We start from the raw sequence: 19,544 nt of genomic DNA, 5'->3' as shown, positions 1-19,544 counted from the left end.
ATTTTCATGCAAAATATCCAAAGCCCTAGCGACCTTATCTTCGGAAGGTTCGCCTTCGACATCCGCATAAAATTGGGTCGCAGAAAAGCTGGCACCATGCTGATAGCTTTCAAGCTTGGTCATGTTTACCTGATTATCACCAAAGCCCTTAATCGCGTTCAATAAGGCCGAAGGCGTGTTTTTGACGGTAAATAGCAGGCTCGTCATCATTTTCCCTGATAGATTTTGTCTAATCGGGGGAAGGTCTTGTAAATTAGTGTCGGCTTCGGCAAGAACAACGAAGCGGGTAATATTGGTATCACCATCGGCGATACCCTTTTCAAGGATTTCTAGCCCGTAAAGTTTAGCCGCCAAAGCCGGAGATAAAGCGGCTAATCCCGTTTGTTTCCGGTCAGCCACTTCTGCGGCTGCGCCTGCGGTGTCAGCATGTGCCAAAGCACGGATGTTATGGGCTTGTAACCAATGGCGACATTGTCCCAAGGCCTGTGGATGGCTCAAGACATGGGTAATTTTGCCAGCCCCTTTAGGCGCAACCAAGCAGTGATTGATGGGCAGAAAATATTCCGCCTGAATAGTCAGTCCCGATTCCGGTAACAGAAAATGCATGTCGGCGACGCGGCCATTTAATGAATTTTCGATCGGAATCATCGCCCGACCGGCGCGTCCTTCCTTGACCGCCGTCAAAGCATCCGCAAAGCTAAAGCAGGGAAGCGGCAAACTGTCAGGGAAAAGATCCTGTATCGCGATATTTGAATTACAGCCGGGCGCACCTTGAAAGGCAACGGCCTTGGTTGGCGACAAAGCCGCCTTAGCCTGCATCTCGGCTACCAAAGCCTTTGCAGACGCCGAATAATCGTCCATCATGTCTGTGTGATTAGACTTACCATCGCTATCCGACAAGTAACTGCTCCATAAAATGTAAAAATTGAGACAGGGAATGATGGCCGTTTTTGACCTCATTCAAAATCAATCGGCACCCGTCCCGTTTCATCATGCTGCCAAAAATCGCAAATAACCGCCCATCCTTCTTCGGCGGTATCGACAAATTGGAAAAAGCGTAAATCTTCGGCAGAGATCATGCCTTCTTCAACCAAAGCATCGAAATTGATGATTTTATTCCAAAAATCCCGCCCATAGAAAAGAATAGGCACCGGTTCCAGTCGATGGGTATGGATCAAGGTAAGCAATTCAAACACTTCGTCCAATGTCCCGAAGCCACCCGGAAAAATAGCAAAAGCCCGCGCCCTTAACATCAAATGGGTTTTACGCAGGGCAAAATAGTGAAACTGAAAAGATAAATCGGGGGTAATATAGGGATTGGGTGCCGTTTCAAAAGGCAGAACAATACCAAAACCGATAGACGGCGCACCCACATCATGCGCGCCACGATTGGCCGCTTCCATAATAGAAGGCCCGCCGCCCGAACAAACAACAAGATGGCGTTTTTGAGGATCAGGCTGGGGAATTTCGCTGACAATACGGGCGAGCTTTCGCGCTTCGCTATAATAGCGGCTTTTCTCAGCTAGACTTTGGGCGACCTTCTTCTCTTTTTCATTCTTGGCGGTCAGAAGCCTTTCATCCGCCTGTTCAGGGGATGGAATACGGGCAGAACCATAAAAAACAAAAGTTGATTCAATACCGGCTTCTTTCAAAATGATATCAGGCTTCAAAAGTTCTAACTGAAAACGCACAGGGCGCAATTCTTCCCGCAGCAGAAAATCGCTATCCTGAAAGGCCAGTTTAAAAGAAGGATTGGTGGTTTGAGGCGTTTTTAGAACATGGCTGGCATTGATGACATCATCAAGCGCATCAGGAGTGATAGTGCGATTACTCACGAAAAGGCCTTTTTAAAAATACATTTCACAGAAAGAATGCAATTAGTGACAATATTGGCTTTGACCTAAATCCATATGGATATGGTCTTGGTGGTATTCATCCCCGTCAGGGCTGATAACAACCGAAAAACGCCGACAAGCTGCATGGAAAACAGAACGAAGAAAATCTTTCGTATGGCGATCACCATGTCGCCAACCCTCTTTGACCGTAATGCGGCGGCCATCGGCTAAATCGAATGCCGATATATCAACCGCATTGGCACGACCATGTTCCGAAATTTTTGCCCCAGCCCGACTATTCCGTGTCCGACAACTGTAACTGCCGAAAGTTTCGACTTTTATGACAGGACTGCCCAACCAAACTTTGGCTGATTTCAGCACGGCATCATCAATCCAATAGGCTAAATTTTCGGCAGCCGGACATTGCAAAGGCCCTAAATGGGTTATCGGTATCTGTGCTGAAGTCATAGTGACCGCGTGATAAATAGAGCAGCCGTTATCGAATGTCCGGTCTGGCACCAATTGGTAATGGACACCTTCTTTATTGAGATCGCCTAAACAATGATGGAAATCACCACTGCTTGGCAAAGGCGTTGTGATTGGATGCGAGGCCGTGCTTCCTGATCTTCTTTTATGCGGAGAAGAACCAGAACAGGACGCCAAAATAAAAAGAAACAGACAAGATAAAATGCGAAAATCAGCCATAATATTCTGAATTAACGGCAAATCATCAGGAAAAGCCAGCCTTTAACGCCCTGTCAGAAAAATTATAGCCTCGTGATATAGGGTAGAAAGCGTTCTTTCAGGGCTGTTTTAATCAAGAAAAGGCATTGATCTGTCGCGGTTTATAGTCTTGCCATCTATTCCATCATTGAGCATGAAATAATGAAGCCCAAGCAAGATTCTGATGGATATCTCCATTATTGAGGCAAGCGAAAGCACACAAATATCTTATTTTATATCATCACATTAAAATTAAATTTAAAAATTACCGATCAAAAAAATATAAATTTAACTCATTATTAAAATATCCAAAAATATTCATATTGTTCCATTAAGAAGTTTTCTTATCTTTAGACAATAAAAATAGCTCAAATATTTAGATATTTTCTTGATAAGATCGATTTAAGGCATAAATCGCCGATGTTCATTAACCAATATTAAAGTTGTCTGTGATGGTAATATTAGAATTTTTACAGACATTGTTAAGAAACAACCCTGAAATTGCCCTCTTTTTGGCAATTGCCATCGGCTATTGGATAGGAAAATTCCGTTTTGGATCCTTACAAATCGGAGGAGTCGCCGGTTCTTTATTGGCGGCTGTCCTGATAAGCCAGATTGGTATTCATATTGATTCAGGGCTGAAAACAGTTCTGTTTGCCCTTTTTATCTATGCTGTCGGTTTCCAAAGTGGCCCCCAATTTTTCAAATCTTTGGGTCGGCAATCTTTGCGTGAAGTATTGATGGCATTCGTTTTGGCTATATCCGGTCTTTTTACCGTTTTGGCTGTCGCTAGAATGTTTCATCTCGATAAAGGCTTGGCGGCAGGTGTCGCTGCCGGTGGATTGACCCAATCCGCTATTATCGGAACAGCCAGTTCCGCTTTGGAAAAGCTGGGCTTGCCGCTGGCTCAAACTCAGATGTTACAAGGCCATGTCGCTGTCGGCTATGCTGTGACCTATATCTTTGGATCACTTGCCCCGATTATTATCTGCGTCAATATTCTACCTTGGTTGATGAAAAGAGGGCTGCGTGAAGACGCCCTCACCGCTGAAGCCGAACAGATGCAAGGCATGGCTGTTTATGGTGACGGTGAACGCCCCGCTCTGTCTGAATTTGTCAGCCGCGTCTATCAGGTGAAAAAAGCAGGTCAATCTGTCCAGCAGATTGAAAGCGATCACGTCACCGTCGAACAGATTCGGAGACAGAAAAACCTTGTTGCTGTGACGCAAGACAGCACAGTAGAAGCCGGCGATCTCCTTTTGCTCTTCGGTCATCGTGCTGATGTTATTTCAACAGGAGAATTGCTGGGCGAAGAAATAAAACAGCCACCGCATGATATGGATGTGGTGATTGTTCGCCATGATGTTCTCTTGACGAATAAAGCCTTTGTCGGAAAATCAGTGGCCGAATGCAGCCAAATTTTATCCCAAGTAGCCCGTCACGGTGTTTATTTTCTGGGGCTGAAACGCGGCGATAAAAACGTACCGTTTACCTCTGATCTCCACATTTTGTCGGGCGATATTGTAACGCTTTATGGCACCCGCCAAGATGTCGATCGGGTAGCCAAAGAATTGGGTAGCCTACTGACCAAAAGCCTTAAAACAGACCTTGTCTTTCATGGCGTGGGGCTTGTTGTCGGATTACTCATTGGCCTAATTGTAGTCAGATTAGGATCTATTCCTTTGACCTTGGGGAGCGGCGGCGGTGCGCTTCTCTCTGGCCTGTTATTCGGCTGGTATCAAAATCGCCATAGCAAAAGCGGCAATATGCCCATGGCAGCCTCGACCTTGCTGGTCGATTTCGGCTTATCAGGTTTTGTGGCAGTCACGGGTCTCCAGACTGGACAGCAAGCCGTCACCACCATCATGCAACAGGGTATCACCCTCTTTATGCTGGGTGTCGTGGTGTCGATTGTGCCTTTGATTATCACGATGCTGTTTGGGCGTTATGTCCTGCATTATAAAAACACCGCTGTTTTTGCCGGTGCGCTGGCAGGTTCCCGCAGTGCCAATCCTGCTTTGGGCGAAATTCTCAATAAAGCCGGTAACGCTGTTCCAACAACCTCTTTCGCTATCACCTATGCCATTGCCAACGTTCTTTTGACCTTATTGGGCCCGTTGGTAGTCGCCTTTTCCTAGATATTTCAATTAGATAAAGAAGAAATTAAATGACGACCGATTACTCAAAATATAAAAATCTTAGCCCTTTCGAGCTGAAAGATGAATTGATCCGCATTGCATCCAGTCGGACAGACCGCCTGATGTTAAACGCAGGTCGTGGTAACCCAAATTTTCTCGCCACCCTGCCCCGTTCGGCCTTTTTTAATTTGGGACAATTTGCCGTTTCTGAATCGGAGTTATCCTTTTCCTATATGACGGTAGGTGTCGGTGGTCAGGCACGTGTCGAAGGTATTGAAGAACGGTTTGAACGCTTTATCAGTGAGAATCGTCATAAAGCCGGTATCTTCTTCCTTGGCCGTGCTCTTAGCTATGTCCGCGATCAATTAGGGTTGTCAGCATCCCAGTTTTTGCATGAAATGGTTGAAGGCATCTTGGGTTGTAACTATCCGACCCCTCCGCGGATGCTCTCCTTGAGTGAACAAATTGTGGGTCAGTATGTCTTGCGGGAAATGGTCGGTAGCGACCTTCCGACAGATTCAACCGACTTCTTTGCGACCGAAGGTGGCACCGCCGCCATGGCCTATATCTTCAATAGCTTGAAACAGAATAATCTTATCAAAAAAGGCGATAAAGTAGCGATCGGGATGCCGATTTTCTCGCCTTATATCGAAATTCCCCAGTTGGAAGAATATGGCCTTGAAGAAGTGGCTATTCAGGCTGATCCCAATCTGAATTGGCAATATCCCGATGAAGAGCTGGAAAAGTTGAAAGACCCAGCGGTCAAAATCTTCTTCTGCGTCAATCCCAGCAATCCGCCTTCTGTCAAAATGAATAACGCTTCTTTGAAGAAAATTGCGGATATCGTCGCCAATCATCGCCCTGATCTGATGATTCTGACCGATGATGTTTATGGCACCTTTGCTGATGATTTCCATTCGCTCTTTGCCGTCTGCCCTGAAAATACCATTCTGGTTTATTCCTTCTCGAAATACTTCGGGGCAACTGGCTGGCGGTTAGGCGTTATCGGCACCCATAAAAACAATGTTATGGATAGATTGCTTCAGGCTTTACCTAATGACAAAAAGGAAGCCCTGTCTCGCCGCTATTCCAGCCTGACAACAGAAGCCGAAAATCTGAAATTCATTGACAGATTAGTGGCTGATAGTCGTGCGGTTGCGCTTAATCATACCGCAGGCATTTCAACACCACAGCAGGTGCAAATGGTGTTGTTCTCGCTCTTTGCTCTGATGGATAGCAAGGAAGAGTATAAAGCAACCATCAAAAATGTGATCCGCCGCCGCGAGGCCGCTTTATATCGCGAATTGGGCGTTAAACCGTCAGAAGATGCCAATGCCGTCGATTATTACACGCTGCTTGATTTGGAAACGGTCTGCCGCGCCCTTTACGGTGAAAAATTCGCGAAATGGATGAGCGATCGTTCCAGCTCGGCTGAAATCTTGTTCCGCATTGCCGAAGAAACGGGCATTGTTTTGTTGCCCGGTGAAGGCTTTGGCGTCCAGAAACCCGCCGCCAGAGCGTCGCTCGCCAATTTAAGCGAATATCAATATGCAGCTATCGGGCGTTCGCTTCGGAAATTGGCAGATGAATATTATCAGGCCTTTTTAAAAGCAAACGGCTAATTTTTGATTTTGCCAGAGTAGCTTCTCTATTCATTATGCAAAAAGTGACGCTTTATATTAACAGTTAACTTTATAATCTGTAACAGGGGCGTTCGATGATGATTTTTAAAATCCCTGTTAAGGCCTCTTCCGCTGCGGCCTTGGCAATATGCATGATGATGGGGGCTACTCCGGCGATATCTATGAGTAATCAGGTTCATTCAATTCAGGCGTTACCGCGCATTTTAGTTCTGGCAACGGGCGGTACGATTTCCGGCAAGAAAAATGGAATGTCGGAAATCGGCTATAATGCGGGTGGCGTTACTGGAAAACAGCTCGTTGAAGATATACCGGAATTAGCTAAACTCGCTGAAATCAATGTCGAACAAATTGCCAATATCGGCTCGCAAGATATGAATGATGCGATATGGTTGCGTTTAGCCAAGCGCATCCAAGAAGCCGTCGCCCATAACGAAGCTGATGGTATCGTGATTACTCATGGCACCGATACCATGGAAGAAACCGCCTTTTTCCTTGATACAGTTATACGCACCGACAAGCCGATTATTCTGACAGGGGCAATGCGCCCTAGTACCGCCATTGGTGCGGATGGCCCCGCCAATTTATATGAGGCGATTGAAGTCGCCGCCAACCCCAAGGCCAAAGATCATGGCGTTATGATCGTCATGAATGACACTATTCATGCCGCCAGATGGGCAAGCAAAACCCACACAACTGCCGTTGAAACCTTTCAGTCCATCAATGCAGGGCCTATCGGTTATGTCGATCCGGCTTCGGTACGGTTTATTGAGCCAAAAAAACAGCTTTTTCCAAGCTATGGCCTGCCAGCGACTGCGCCTTTGCCTGCGGTCGAAATCCTTTACGCCCATAGCGGTATGGGGGCTTCAATCATCAATGATCTCGTCAAAACCGGCGTGAAAGGCATTATCCTTGCCGGTGTCGGTGACGGGAATAGTTCAAAAGAAGCTATGGCTGCCCTCAATCTTGCCGTCAAACAAGGCGTGATTGTTGTGCGTTCATCCAGAACCGGATCAGGTTTCGTGAACCGCAATGTCGAGGTCAATGATGACAAAAACGACTTTGTTGTCTCTTATGATCTTTCGCCCCAGAAAGCGCGCATTCTTCTTCAGATTTTAATGGCCAATGGCAAAAACAAACTTTCTGATATCCAATCGGCCTTTGAAGCTGGTTTTTAAAAATTGATCTATCTTGGCCAATTTTAAGAAAATCTTATGAGCCTGATTGAATGGGATTCGTCTTTTTCGATCAGGCTTTTTGATTGCGGTGTGTTTCATTTTAAAGATTTTCTTTTTATTAAAATATAATAAAAAAGAATTATTAAATAAAATGTCCTTTTAGAGTTAAAAATAATTTATTTCAAAAAATCATGTCATATTTTTAATGCTCAATTTGAATATTATGATTCAATTTAAAATTTTTTATTTTTAATTTTTAAAATTTTAATTTCACAAAAAAGTTATTTTAGAATTTTAAAGCGGTTATTTCTCGTAAAAATGAAGATTTTCATCTCTATGACCGATAAAATAATAAACTATTCAGCTAATCAGAATTGACCGAGGTCAGAATCTCCTTAGAAAGGTCAGTGGGCCACGCTGTCCCAACGCAGCGCGTGCTCTCTGTGAGGAGAGTTTTATTACTATGACTAATTATTCTGTTCGTCCGACGGTCAAACCAAACCGTCCACAATTCTCGTCTGGCCCCTGCGCAAAACCGCCGGGATGGTCTCCTGAAAAATTGGCATTAGGCTCTTTGGGGCGTTCTCATCGCGGTTCTGTCGGCAAAGGCCGCCTGCAATATGCGATCGAACTGACCCGCAAAATATTGGAAGTGCCTGATAACTATCGGATCGGTATTGTTCCGGCCTCTGATACCGGCGCGGTTGAAATGGCGATGTGGTCATTATTGGGCGCAAGACCCGCGACCGTTTTAGGTTGGGAAAGTTTTGGCCTCGGTTGGATTACCGATGCCGTTAAACAGTTGAAGATCAATCCGACTGTTTTAAAAGCGCCCTATGGTGAATTGCCGGATCTTACCAAGGTCGATCAGTCTAATGACGTCGTCTTTACATGGAACGGGACAACTTCTGGTGTCAAAGTCCCGAATGGTGACTGGATTAAACCTGACCATGAAGGCTTGATGATTGCCGATGCAACCTCGGCCTGTTTTGCCCAGCCTCTGCCTTTTGAAAAACTGGATGTTGTTACTTTCTCTTGGCAGAAAGTCTTAGGCGGTGAAGCAGCGCATGGCATTATTATCCTTAGCCCGCGCGCGGTCGAACGGCTAGAAAGCTATACACCGGCATGGCCATTGCCCAAAATCTTCCGCTTGACCAAAAATGGCAAGCTGGATGAAGCCATCTTTAAAGGCAGCACGATTAACACCCCCTCCCTTTTAGCCGTTGAAGATTATATCTGGGCGCTGGAATGGGCTGAAGAATTAGGCGGTTTATCGGCCTTGATGGCGCGTTGTAACAAGAATGCGGCCACATTGGATACATGGGTAGAAAAAACGGATTGGATTGAACATCTGGTCGCTGATCCGGCTATCCGTTCTAATACCAGCCCTTGCCTGAAATTTTCAGATAAAGCGGTGGCCGGTATGGATGATGCCGCCAAAGCCGCTTTGGTGAAAAAATTGGCAGGCTTATTGGAAGCCGAAGGGGCTGCTTATGATATCGCAGGCCACAGAGATGCTCCTCCGGGATTGCGCGTTTGGTGCGGTGCCACGGTAGAAGCCTCGGATATCGCGGCGCTAACGCCTTGGCTTGATTGGGCTTGGACTCAAATCCAGAAAAACTAATTCCCTTCCAATAATGTGAAGATGACGCTGCCTGCGCTATGGCGCAGGGCAGTCGTCAGGAGATTCCTGTTATGACCAGAGTTTTGATTTCCGATAAAATGGATCCCCGTGCCGCCGAAGTTTTTCGTGAACGCGGCGTGGAAGTCGATCAGATTACCGGCCTGTCCCCCGAAGAACTAAAGAAAATCATCAATGACTATGATGGTTTGGCCATTCGTTCGGCAACCAAAGTCACAAAAGACATCATTGCCGAAGCTAAAAATTTAAAGGTCATCGGGCGTGCGGGCATCGGTGTTGACAATATTGATATTCCAGCCGCTTCGGCAGCGGGTATGGTTGTCATGAACACCCCCTTTGGTAACTCGATCACGACCGCAGAACAGGCGATTGCCTTGATGTTTGCCTTGGCGCGTCAAATTCCCGAAGCCAATGCCTCGACACAGGCAGGAAAATGGGAAAAGAACCGCTTTATGGGGGTTGAGGTTTCTGGAAAAACCCTTGGCTTGATTGGAGCTGGTAATATCGGTTCGATCGTCGCCGATCGGGCAGTCGGTCTAAAAATGAAGGTCATTGCCTATGATCCCTTCTTAACGCCAGAACGGGCTTTGGAATTGGGCATTGAAAAGGCTGATCTCGATATACTGCTTCATAAAGCCGACTTTATTACTCTGCATGTGCCTTTGACCGATCAGACCAAAAATATTCTGTCCCGCGAAAATTTGGCAAAAACCAAAAAAGGCGTTCGAATTATCAACTGCGCTCGTGGCGGTCTGATTGATGAAGAGGCCTTGAAAGACGCTTTGTTATCCGGTCATGTTGCAGGAGCAGCCTTAGATGTGTTCTTGAAAGAACCGGCCAAAGAAAATCCGTTATTCGGCGTTCCCAATTTCATCGCCACGCCCCACCTTGGTGCATCAACCACTGAAGCACAGGTCAATGTCGCCATTCAGGTTGCTGAACAGATGGCGGATTATCTATTGACGGGGGGTGTTTCCAATGCCCTGAACATGCCATCCCTTTCAGCCGAAGAAGCCCCAAGGGTGAAACCCTATATGGCTCTTTCCGAACAATTGGGTCGTCTGCTTGGCCAACTGGAAGGCGATAAAATTAAATCGGTTTCGATTGAAGTCGAAGGCGCGGCCGCCCATCTTGATCAAAAACCGATTACCAGCGCGGTTCTGTCCGGCCTGATGGGTGTTTATTCCCAGTCGGTAAATATGGTTAATGCGCCCTTCCTTGCTCGTGAACGGGGATTAGATGTCCGTGAAATCCGTCATGATCGCGAAGGCGCTTATCATACTTTGATACGGGTCACTTCACGCGATGATAAAGGACAGGAAAAATCAGTTGCCGGCACGCTGTTTGGTTCCGAAGGCACAAGGCTGGTTGAAATTTTCGGTATCAAGATCGAAGCCAATCTAAGCGGCGATATGCTGTATATCGTCAATGATGATGCCCCCGGATTTATCGGTCGGCTTGGCACCCTTTTGGGTAAAGCCGGTGTTAATATCGGCACTTTTCATCTGGGTCGCCGGAATACGGGCGGGGAAGCCGTCTTGTTATTATCGGTCGATTCGCCTGTTACGGCTGGAAAAATGGCGAAAGTCGCCGAATTATCCGGCGTACGTGAAGTGAAATCGCTCCACTTCCTGTAAAATTATCAGGATAACGGACATAATTTTGGCAATATCAGGCCTGATATTCCTCTGATTGAGTAAATTATATCGGAAATATCGGGTCTGATATTCAAAAAATATGTCACGAAACGGTTTTTACGTAAGAAACAGGGTGGAATGTTGTCGTAACATGATTAGAAAGACCTTTGTCCTGATAATAAAAGCTTTTTGATCAATGACGATAGCGCATGGTTTGCTCCCCGAAGGATTACGAGACCGCCTTCCCCCTCAAGCTGAAGCAGCTTCCCGCTTGCTGCATCATGTTATTGTAGCCATCAACCGGCATGGTTATGAACGGGTATCCCCGCCTTTAGCTGAATTTGAAGAAAGTCTGCTTGGCCGTCTGAAGTCGGCACGCAAGCAGGATTTGTTGCGTTTTGTTGACCCTGTATCACAACGCAGCTTAGCCCTTCGTCCTGATATCACCGGACAGATAGGCCGGATTGCAACGACCCGTTTAAACCACCGCCCTCGGCCTTTACGGTTGGCCTATGGTGGCACGGTCATGAAATTACGGGCAACCCAACTGCGCCCCGAAAGGGAATTGATGCAGGCTGGTGCCGAATTGATCGGCAAGGATTCTGTGGCCGCCGTCATTGAAATATTGGGCATGGCCGTTGAAACACTGAAAATTGCTGGCGTGAAAAAGATCAGCATCGATCTGACTTTGCCTGATCTGGTCGAAAGACTGGCTGACACGACCTTGCCAATAGACGCCTCAAAGAGAGAGAAACTTTTCGCTGTCTTAGATGCCAAAGATGCTGGCGGTCTGAGTGCGCTTGAGGCAACAGGCTATCGGCCTTTGTTGGAAGCCGCTGGACCTTTTGACGAGGCAATTGAAAAATTACAGCCCATGGCTGATAAACTGGGTTTTGCTGACCGATTGGAAGCCTTGAAAACTATTCGTGCCTCTCTTGATCCGTCGGTTCATGTAACCCTTGATCCGACTGAACGGCATGGTTTTGAATATCAGACATGGATCGGCTTTTCGTTATTCGGTTCCGGCATTCTCGGCGAAATTGGCCGCGGTGGCAGCTATACGATCATTCATCAGGATAAACGCGAAGAACAGGCCGTCGGCTTTTCTCTTTACATAGATCCTTTGGTGGATGCCGGTTTGGGGCAGAAAAAATCCAGAAAACTGTTTTTGCCGCTTGGCCATGATCCAGAACAGGCGCGCGCCTTTCGTCAAGAAGGCTGGATTACGATTGCCGCCCTTGATGAAGAGGATGATCCTGTCCGTCATCAATGCACAGATATTTTAACAGGCGGTCATATCAAGCCGCTTTGATTTTCCGCGATTCTTGAGGCGCGAAACCCGCGCAAATAAAGCAACCAGCAGGAGCAAGAAAAATATGGCCAATGTTACGGTCGTCGGTGCCCAGTGGGGTGATGAAGGCAAAGGTAAGATCGTCGACTGGCTCGCCGAACGAGCCGATGTCGTCGTCCGCTTTCAGGGCGGTCATAACGCCGGCCATACCCTTGTCGTTAATGGTGTTACCTATAAATTAAGCCTGTTACCTTCAGGCGTAGTCAGTGGCACCTTGTCGATCATTGGGAATGGTGTGGTCATCGATCCGTGGCATTTCCGTGATGAAATGGAACGCCTGAGAAAACAGGATGTCGTTATAACGCCGGATACTTTGGCGATCGCTGAAACCAGCCCGTTAATTTTACCGCTGCATAGTGAATTGGATGGCTTCCGTGAAGATCGTTCCGGCGATAAGAAAATCGGAACGACCCGTCGTGGTATTGGCCCCGCCTATGAAGATAAAGTAGGCCGCCGTGCTATCCGTATCTGTGACCTTGCTCATATCGACGAAATCGGTTCCCGCCTTGATCGTTTAATTGCCCATCACAACGCTTTGCGGAGCGGTTTTGGCAAGCCGCCTGTCGATCGGGAAAAATTGATCAGCGATTTGAAAGAAATCGCAGGTTGCATCCTGCCTTTTGCAAAACCGGCATGGCGTATTCTGGCTGATGAGCAGAAGAAAAATCGTCGTATTCTTTTTGAAGGCGCACAGGGCGTGATGCTTGATATCGATCACGGCACCTATCCTTATGTGACCTCTTCCAATACCATTGCTGGGTCTGCGGCCGGGGGTTCCGGTATGGGGGCTTCTGCTGTCGGTTTTGTTCTCGGTATTGCCAAAGCCTATACGACCCGCGTCGGTGCAGGACCTTTCCCGACCGAATTGGATGATGAAGTTGGTCAGACTCTAGGTGAACGCGGTCATGAATTTGGCACGGTCACAGGTCGTCGTCGTCGTTGCGGTTGGTTCGATTCCGTTCTGATGCGCCAATCTGTTGCCGTTGCCGGTATCACGGGTATTGCCTTGACCAAGCTCGATGTTTTGGACGGTTTTGATGAAATCAAAATCTGCACCGGCTATAAAATCGGTGACAAGGTTTATGATTACCTGCCACCTTATTACAAAGATCAGGCAGCGGCCAAACCGGTTTATGAAACGATCGAAGGCTGGAAAGAATCCACAGCCGGAGCCAGAAGCTGGAGCGAACTTCCGGCACAAGCGATTAAATATATTCGCCGGATTGAAGAATTAATTGAATGTCCGATTACGCTGGTTTCAACCAGCCCTGAACGGGAAGACACTATCTTGGTGAAAGACCCGTTCCTCGGCTAAAATATCCTATAACGAAAAAAGCCGGAAAAAATTTCCGGCTTTTTTTATATCTGATTGAAATTCCCGTCACAATGAAACTGAAAAAAAATAAAGCTATCAAGAATGGGCTTCAGCCAAGGCCTCTTTCAACCATTCAGGGGTTATGACCTCTTGGTCATCGGGTAATTTGTTCCAATCAGCAACACGCAACAGCGCAACGGCTAACTTTAAATCACTATAGTAAATCCGACATTTCTCATCATCCAAAGGCATCTCGGTTTTTATAACCGCCAAACGACGATTGATCTTTTGCCGCCAATTCATTCTCGCCGTATTTTCCTGACCGACATAACAACCCTTGGTAAAGCTAACGCCGTTTAATTCGCGGGCATTGGCTTCCAACCACAAAGTTTTATCCAATCCCAATTCAGCTTGGCCTTCCGTCACGCCCCATGCCAGACGGTGTTTTTTCCAGATAGCCTCTACCGATGGTTGACTATTGATGGCGGGCTGTAACCAACGAAAACCTAATTCCGCTAATCTTGGGTCAGGGGAAGAGGCTATTGCCTGATTTTCAGGCGGTTTTAATGACCAATGTACGGCAATCGCCGGATCAATTTCGATACGGATAGCGCGCCGCAGTCGATAAAGAGTTAGTCGCCGGATTAAATTATCCGCAATCGCCGATTCACAGTCTATCAGAATCGAGCTATCCTCTGCCCATAGGATAAAGTCATATAAGACCTTTCCTTGCGCCGTCAGCAAGGCCGACCATAGAGGCGCCCCCTTTCCCAGCAGAAAGACATCCTGTGTGACAAGTCCTTGTAAAAACTCAAAGACTTCAGATCGAGACTCTTCTGCTATCGAGGATAGGCGGATAACAGACCGGTCAGCCAATAAAGTGGCATTATCCGGCATAGCAAGGTTGTTTGAGGCGCTCATAATAGGATAATAAAAAACTGGCAGACAAAAAGGAAGGCCACTGATGCTTTATGATCTGATTTTAAAAGGTGGAACGATTTTTACCCCCGGCGGGCTGATCTCGAAAGATATTGCTGTAAAGAATGGCAAGATTGCAGCCATCGGAGAATTTGAAAAGCATCAAGCCGATGCCTGTTTGGCCTGTGATGGGCTAACGATTTTGCCAGGGGCGATAGATACGCAGGTGCATTTCCGCGAACCCGGACTGGAAGGCAAAGAAGACCTTGAAAGCGGCAGTCGTGCCGCTGTTCTAGGGGGTATTACCGCTGTTTTTGAAATGCCCAATACCAATCCACCGACAGACACCGCCGAGGCTTTAAAAGATAAACTAGCCCGTGCCAAAAATCGGATGTGGTGCGATCATGCCTTCTATATCGGGGCAACCGCCAATAATTTTGACAAACTGGCTGGATTGGAAAGCCTGCCCGGATGCGCTGGTATCAAGGTTTTTATGGGATCATCAACGGGTAATTTATTGGTCGATGATGATGAAACGCTTCTTTCTGTTTTACAATCGGGACGGCGGCGTGTTGCGATTCATGCCGAAGATGAAGCCAGACTAAAAGAAAGACAGCCTCATCGTGTAACCAATGATCCGTCATCCCATCCAGTTTGGCGCGATGATGAAACGGCCATGCGCGCCACAAAACGCATATTATCTTTGGCTCAAAAAGCAGGTCGCCTGATTCATATTCTTCATGTCACAACCCCTGAAGAAATGGCTTTGATTGCGCTCCATAAAGATATAGCCAGCTGTGAATTAACGCCGCAGCATCTGACTTTGGCAGCGGAGACAGCTTATCCAGAATTGGGTAGTTATGCCCAGATGAATCCGCCTATCCGCTCGGAAAAACATCAGGCTGGATTATGGGATGCCTTGCAGCAGGGTATCGCCGATGTCATCGGTTCCGATCATGCCCCGCATACTATTGAAGAAAAGCAGCGCCCCTACCCTCAATCACCCAGTGGGATGCCGGGGGTTCAAACTTTGCTGCCTTTAATGCTGCATCATGTAGCCGAAGGTCGCTTGAGCCTTGCTCGCTTGGTTGATCTGGTTTCCTATGCCCCGCAAAGATTATTCGGCCTTTTGAATAAAGGTCGGATTGCTGTCGGCTATGATGCCGATTTCTCTATCGTCGATATGAAGGCTTCTTGGGTTGTCGAAGAAGAATGGCTGGCCTCTAAATGTGGTTGGTCACCTTTTTCTGGAAAGGCGCTAAAGGCTAAACCGGTCGGCACAATTATTCGCGGACATCGCGTGATGTGGGAAGGTCAGCTTTATGGTGAAGCGATAGGTCGCCCGTTACGCTTTCAGGATAGTTTGCGGAGTGAATTGAAGAAATAGAGGCCGTTTCTTTTTCAAGGCCAGTTATAATAGCCTTAAATTCTGTTGTAACTGGCCTGATATTATCACCGATAGGCTCTATTTTTGGTTAAATTCATAATCAAGCAACTTGTCGCTTATCGTGATAATAAGATTCCACAGGAATAGTTTCGATTTTTTCACAACAAAGCGCTTAGTTAAAAAATCCGAAAAAATCGAATGGCTAGAGATTTATTTTCAAAGTAAAAATTATTGCCGTGATGAAGTGATTTTTAAATTTTGTTCCAATAATTTTATTTTTAAAATATTATCTAGATAAATGTGATTCCATCTTTTTGTTTATCCTTTTAATATTCTGACAAAACAGCTTTTTATGATCAGCCCCCTTGCGATTTTAAGGGGACATACACATTTATGTGGCATATTTGCTACATGAATGATTTCAGATAGAGTGGGCTTAAAGACATTATGGCTGATCTTTACGAAAAATTGGGAGTAACGCGAAACGCGGATGAGGCGGCTATTAAAAAAGCCTATCGCTCTCTGGCAAAAAAATACCATCCAGACCACAATAAGGATAACCCCAAAGCCGCAGAGCGTTTTTCCGAAGTATCAGCGGCCTATGATATTTTATCGGACAAAGAAAAACGCGGCCAATATGATCGTGGGGAAATCGACGATCAGGGTAATCCTCGCTTTAATGGGGGCGGTTTCGGCGGATTCCAAGGCGGTGCTGGTGGTGCTGGCCGCGGCGGCGGTGGCGGCTTTGGTGGTTTTAACTTCGGCGGCGGTGGCGGCGGCGACTTCGGAGATATCTTTGAAGGTATTTTCGGCGGTGGCGGCGGTCGATCACAGCGTGGTGGTTTTGGTGGACGGGCAGCCCCCAAAGGCAGTAACAATCTTTACCGCCTGAAAGTGCCTTTTGTCGATGCGGCCACTTTACATCCCCAACGCATTACCTTGGGAGATGGCAAAACAATCGATTTGAAATTACCGGTAGGGGTCGAAAACGGCACCCAAATGCGCTTGGCCGGAAAAGGCCAACCGGGCCCTGGTGGTGCCGGTGATGCGATTGTTACGATTGATATTCAGCCTCATGCTTTCTTCCAGCGCAAAGGCGACGATATTACCTTGAATCTGCCGATTTCTCTGGCTGAAGCGGTCGAAGGTGCCAAGGTGAAAGTCCCGACAGCCGAAGGGGCTGTGATGGTATCAGTTCCAGCAGGCGCTAGCTCCGGCAAGGTATTACGCCTTAGAGGCAAGGGTTTTCATAAAAAATCGGGTGGACGCGGCGATGAGCTGGTCACTTTGATGATTACGATTCCTGAAAATGATAGCGATTTGAAGCAATTTGTCCAAAAATGGGGTGGCAAAGAGGCTTATAATCCACGGTCAGCTTTAGGCTTGTAATCTTTACCTTCGTAGATTGTATTTTATTTATTAAGGCTGGCCTTTTCAGGCCGGTCTTAATATTTTTAGGCCTCAAAAGAAAAATTCACCCATAAAACAAGATATATCTGAAGGTTATCTGATAAAAACAGATTCCCTTTCGATGGCTATATTATCCTTTCGCTATCCCTTTGGCGCTAGTTCCTCGCCTGTTGCCCAATAACGCTATTGAAATAAGTTTTTTATTTTAGCACCGCTGCGGCGTGATTAACCCTTGTTTAATGACGAGTGTTAAGAGACCATGCCCGCAATTATGACAGAAGCAACACGAAAAAAATCGCCTTTTCATAAAAAGCGAAAAAGATATGCGGCCTTTTTCAGAATTATAAAACAGGTCGCAAGCGGCGTTATCAATAATGGTTTTCCGCATGCCGGTAACTTTGCCTATATGGCTTTGTTAACCCTTTTTCCTTTCATGATTTTGACCATTATTGTTGCCAGCACGATTGGACGGGGTGCCGATGGTTTTGCGGCGGTGCGTTCTTTTCTTTCCGCCTTGCCACCCAATGTTTCCAGTCAATTAAGCGGGCCTATTTTTCAGGTTCTTTCGACAAAATCAGGCTCTTTGATATGGTGGAGTGCGTTAGTTAGCCTGTGGTCTGTTAGTGGTTTCATCGCCAGTATTCGGGAATTACTATATCGAACCTATCATATGGAGCCGCCGACCGAATTTATTCGCTATCGCTTGGGCGCTATGGCGATCAATATTGGGGCGGTTTTAATGATGTTTATCATCCTGTCTATTCAGGTGTTGATCGCGACCCTCCAAAATGTTTTTTCGCAGCGCTTCGGATGGGTGATGGAATATGCCAAGGCCGCTTTGCCCCATATCAGCCTTTCCGATAACCATAGTCTGATAGATCAACTTAATCTGATCGGCTTGACCAGCGACCGAATCCACGCATTTTTTGAGCATATTACCATTCTATCAATCATTTCTCGTGTTATTTCCGGCGGGTTATTATTTGGCGCGCTTTACGTTCTGTTTTATTCTATTACGCCACCGCAATATCGAAAAGCCCGCTATTATAAATGGCCGGGCGCTTTTTTAACGGCCTTTTGGTGGCAGATGGTGAGTATGATTCTCCCTATCGCCCTTAATAATATGTTGGATTATAACCGCAGCTATGGTGGACTTGCTGGTTCCGTCATAGTTTTGATCTATTTCTGGATCATTGGACTAGGCTTGGTTGTGGGTATTCATTTGAATGCGACACTGGCATTTGACAGGGTGGCCTCTGTTGCCCCAAAAAGTAGCCAATAATTTTTGATAAATGAGGAATGGTATGGCTGGATTGATGGATGGAAAAAGAGGACTGATCATGGGGCTTGCCAATGATCGTTCTTTGGCATGGGGTATTGCCTGCGCATTAAAAGAACAAGGCGCAGAATTAGCCTTCACCTATCAGGGTGAGGCTTTGAAAAAGCGGGTTCAACCTCTTGCTGAAAAGCTGGGTTCGGATATCCTGATCGACTGTGACGTCAGCGATATGGCAGCGATTGATACCGCCTTTTCTGACCTTGCAGAGCGTTGGCCGACGATTGATTTTGTTGTTCATGCTATCGGCTTCTCCGACAAGAATGAGCTGCGTGGCCATTTCTCGGATACCAGTCTTGAAAATTTCCAGACGACGATGACAATTTCTGCTTACTCTTTGATCGCCGTCACCAGAAAAGCTCGCGATATGATGCCGAATGGCGGTAGCGTTTTGACGCTGACCTATTATGGCGCAGAAAAAGTCATGCCGAATTACAATATCATGGGCGTTGCCAAGGCGGCTTTGGAAAGCTCCGTCAAATATCTGGCAGCTGACCTTGGTGACCGAAATATTCGGGTTAATGCTATTTCGGCGGGCCCCATTCAGACCATGGCCGCCCGTGGCATTGGTGATTTCTCTTATATTCTGAAATGGAACCAGCTTAATACGCCGCTAAAACGCACGGTTTCAATTGAAGAAGTCGGGAAATCTTCGCTTTACTTGCTGTCTGATCTTGCATCAGGTGTAACGGGTGAAATTCATCATGTTGATGCCGGATATAACATTGTCGGCATGAAACGCATTGATGCTCCAGATATCGCGCTTGCCAAATGAGCTTTAACAGTTTCGGCCATCTCTTCCGTTTTACCAGTTGGGGGGAAAGTCATGGGGCAGCGCTAGGCGCAGTCGTCGATGGCTGTCCTCCGGGATTGGTGTTATCTGAAAAAGATATTCAGCCTTTTCTTGATCGGCGGAAACCGGGTTCTTCCCGCTTTACGACCCAAAGACGGGAAGCAGATGCAGTTAAGATTTTATCAGGCGTTTTTGAAGGTCGGACAACGGGCACGCCGATTAGTCTGATGATCGAAAATAC

General features: G+C 46.7%; 16 protein-coding genes. 12 read left to right on the top strand and 4 right to left on the bottom strand.

The genetic code is table 11. The features are described from left to right. The 3 genes from LDL18_RS02030 to LDL18_RS02020 form a co-directional block, all read right to left on the bottom strand. A partial coding sequence (locus LDL18_RS02030; protein WP_296506626.1) for a prephenate dehydratase occupies positions 1-960 on the bottom strand: 960 nt, incomplete at its 3' end. Beyond that, positions 957-1,835, bottom strand: a complete 879-nt coding sequence (locus LDL18_RS02025) for an LOG family protein (RefSeq protein ID WP_296506624.1) — start codon at positions 1,833-1,835, stop codon at positions 957-959. The genes LDL18_RS02030 and LDL18_RS02025, both read right to left, overlap by 4 nt. 42 nt (positions 1,836-1,877) lie before the next feature. Further along, positions 1,878-2,540 (bottom strand): extensin family protein, encoded by a 663-nt coding sequence (locus tag LDL18_RS02020; RefSeq protein WP_296506622.1) that lies wholly within the window; start codon positions 2,538-2,540, stop codon positions 1,878-1,880. Between the two features lie 470 nt (positions 2,541-3,010). On the opposite strand from LDL18_RS02020, the gene aspT reads away from it, so the two are divergent. From aspT to LDL18_RS01985, 7 genes are all read left to right on the top strand, one after another. Next, positions 3,011-4,696 (top strand): aspartate-alanine antiporter, encoded by a 1,686-nt coding sequence (aspT, locus tag LDL18_RS02015; protein ID WP_296506620.1) that lies wholly within the window; start codon positions 3,011-3,013, stop codon positions 4,694-4,696. Positions 4,697-4,725: 29 nt separating this feature from the next. Next, the gene (locus tag LDL18_RS02010) at positions 4,726-6,318 is read left to right on the top strand and encodes a bifunctional aspartate transaminase/aspartate 4-decarboxylase (RefSeq protein WP_296506618.1); all 1,593 of its coding nucleotides are present in this window, start codon (positions 4,726-4,728) and stop codon (positions 6,316-6,318) included. Between the two features lie 95 nt (positions 6,319-6,413). After that, positions 6,414-7,514 carry an asparaginase gene (locus LDL18_RS02005; RefSeq protein ID WP_296506616.1) on the top strand — a complete coding sequence of 367 codons (1,101 nt, stop codon included), beginning with the start codon at positions 6,414-6,416 and terminating at the stop codon, positions 7,512-7,514. 463 nt (positions 7,515-7,977) lie between these two features. Then, positions 7,978-9,138 (top strand): phosphoserine transaminase, encoded by a 1,161-nt coding sequence (locus tag LDL18_RS02000; RefSeq protein WP_296506614.1) that lies wholly within the window; start codon positions 7,978-7,980, stop codon positions 9,136-9,138. A 71-nt stretch (positions 9,139-9,209) separates the two neighbouring features. Then, on the top strand, positions 9,210-10,793 hold the full coding sequence (gene serA, locus LDL18_RS01995; protein WP_296506612.1) for a phosphoglycerate dehydrogenase: 1,584 nt from the start codon (positions 9,210-9,212) through the stop codon (positions 10,791-10,793). 196 nt (positions 10,794-10,989) lie between these two features. Beyond that, entirely contained in the window at positions 10,990-12,105 is a 1,116-nt protein-coding gene (locus LDL18_RS01990) for an ATP phosphoribosyltransferase regulatory subunit (RefSeq protein WP_296506610.1), read from the top strand. A gap of 64 nt (positions 12,106-12,169) precedes the next feature. Continuing rightward, positions 12,170-13,459, top strand: coding sequence for an adenylosuccinate synthase (locus LDL18_RS01985; protein ID WP_296506609.1), 1,290 nt, complete (start codon positions 12,170-12,172; stop codon positions 13,457-13,459). Between the two features lie 96 nt (positions 13,460-13,555). On the opposite strand, the gene LDL18_RS01980 is transcribed toward LDL18_RS01985, so the two are convergent. Next, positions 13,556-14,380: a folate-binding protein gene (locus tag LDL18_RS01980; protein ID WP_296506607.1), complete on the bottom strand. Its 825-nt coding sequence runs from the start codon at positions 14,378-14,380 to the stop codon at positions 13,556-13,558. A 43-nt stretch (positions 14,381-14,423) separates the two neighbouring features. Between LDL18_RS01980 and LDL18_RS01975 the strand changes: the two genes are divergently transcribed. From LDL18_RS01975 to LDL18_RS01955, 5 genes are all read left to right on the top strand, one after another. Then, a complete protein-coding gene (locus LDL18_RS01975; RefSeq protein WP_296506605.1) occupies positions 14,424-15,764 on the top strand; it encodes a dihydroorotase in 1,341 nt (446 codons plus the stop codon). Positions 15,765-16,211: 447 nt separating this feature from the next. After that, positions 16,212-17,153: a DnaJ C-terminal domain-containing protein gene (locus tag LDL18_RS01970; RefSeq protein ID WP_296506603.1), complete on the top strand. Its 942-nt coding sequence runs from the start codon at positions 16,212-16,214 to the stop codon at positions 17,151-17,153. A gap of 292 nt (positions 17,154-17,445) precedes the next feature. Beyond that, entirely contained in the window at positions 17,446-18,456 is a 1,011-nt protein-coding gene (locus LDL18_RS01965; RefSeq protein ID WP_296506599.1) for a YhjD/YihY/BrkB family envelope integrity protein, read from the top strand. A gap of 22 nt (positions 18,457-18,478) precedes the next feature. Further along, positions 18,479-19,285 carry an enoyl-ACP reductase FabI gene (gene fabI, locus LDL18_RS01960; RefSeq protein ID WP_296506597.1) on the top strand — a complete coding sequence of 269 codons (807 nt, stop codon included), beginning with the start codon at positions 18,479-18,481 and terminating at the stop codon, positions 19,283-19,285. Further along, positions 19,282-19,544, top strand: a 263-nt coding sequence (locus LDL18_RS01955) for a chorismate synthase (RefSeq protein WP_296506595.1), incomplete at its 3' end; no start/stop codon positions are given. The genes fabI and LDL18_RS01955, both read left to right, overlap by 4 nt.

Source organism: Zymomonas sp. (assembly GCF_020216885.1).
Lineage (GTDB): Bacteria > Pseudomonadota > Alphaproteobacteria > Sphingomonadales > Sphingomonadaceae > Zymomonas.
Note: the sequence above shows the minus strand (reverse complement) of the source record. Positions and strands in the feature narration are given on the sequence as shown.

Bases quoted from the DNA above. Each gene is read 5' to 3' on its own strand.
- LDL18_RS02020 (WP_296506622.1), bottom strand. From the start codon at position 2,540: ATGGCTGATTTTCGCATTTTATCTTGTCTGTTTCTTTTTATTTTGGCG.
- aspT (WP_296506620.1), top strand. From the start codon at position 3,011: ATGGTAATATTAGAATTTTTACAGACATTGTTAAGAAACAACCCTGAA.
- LDL18_RS02010 (WP_296506618.1), top strand. From the start codon at position 4,726: ATGACGACCGATTACTCAAAATATAAAAATCTTAGCCCTTTCGAGCTG.
- LDL18_RS02005 (WP_296506616.1), top strand. From the start codon at position 6,414: ATGATGATTTTTAAAATCCCTGTTAAGGCCTCTTCCGCTGCGGCCTTG.
- LDL18_RS02000 (WP_296506614.1), top strand. From the start codon at position 7,978: ATGACTAATTATTCTGTTCGTCCGACGGTCAAACCAAACCGTCCACAA.
- serA (WP_296506612.1), top strand. From the start codon at position 9,210: ATGACCAGAGTTTTGATTTCCGATAAAATGGATCCCCGTGCCGCCGAA.
- LDL18_RS01990 (WP_296506610.1), top strand. From the start codon at position 10,990: ATGACGATAGCGCATGGTTTGCTCCCCGAAGGATTACGAGACCGCCTT.
- LDL18_RS01985 (WP_296506609.1), top strand. From the start codon at position 12,170: ATGGCCAATGTTACGGTCGTCGGTGCCCAGTGGGGTGATGAAGGCAAA.
- LDL18_RS01980 (WP_296506607.1), bottom strand. From the start codon at position 14,380: ATGAGCGCCTCAAACAACCTTGCTATGCCGGATAATGCCACTTTATTG.
- LDL18_RS01975 (WP_296506605.1), top strand. From the start codon at position 14,424: ATGCTTTATGATCTGATTTTAAAAGGTGGAACGATTTTTACCCCCGGC.
- LDL18_RS01970 (WP_296506603.1), top strand. From the start codon at position 16,212: ATGGCTGATCTTTACGAAAAATTGGGAGTAACGCGAAACGCGGATGAG.
- LDL18_RS01965 (WP_296506599.1), top strand. From the start codon at position 17,446: ATGACAGAAGCAACACGAAAAAAATCGCCTTTTCATAAAAAGCGAAAA.
- fabI (WP_296506597.1), top strand. From the start codon at position 18,479: ATGGCTGGATTGATGGATGGAAAAAGAGGACTGATCATGGGGCTTGCC.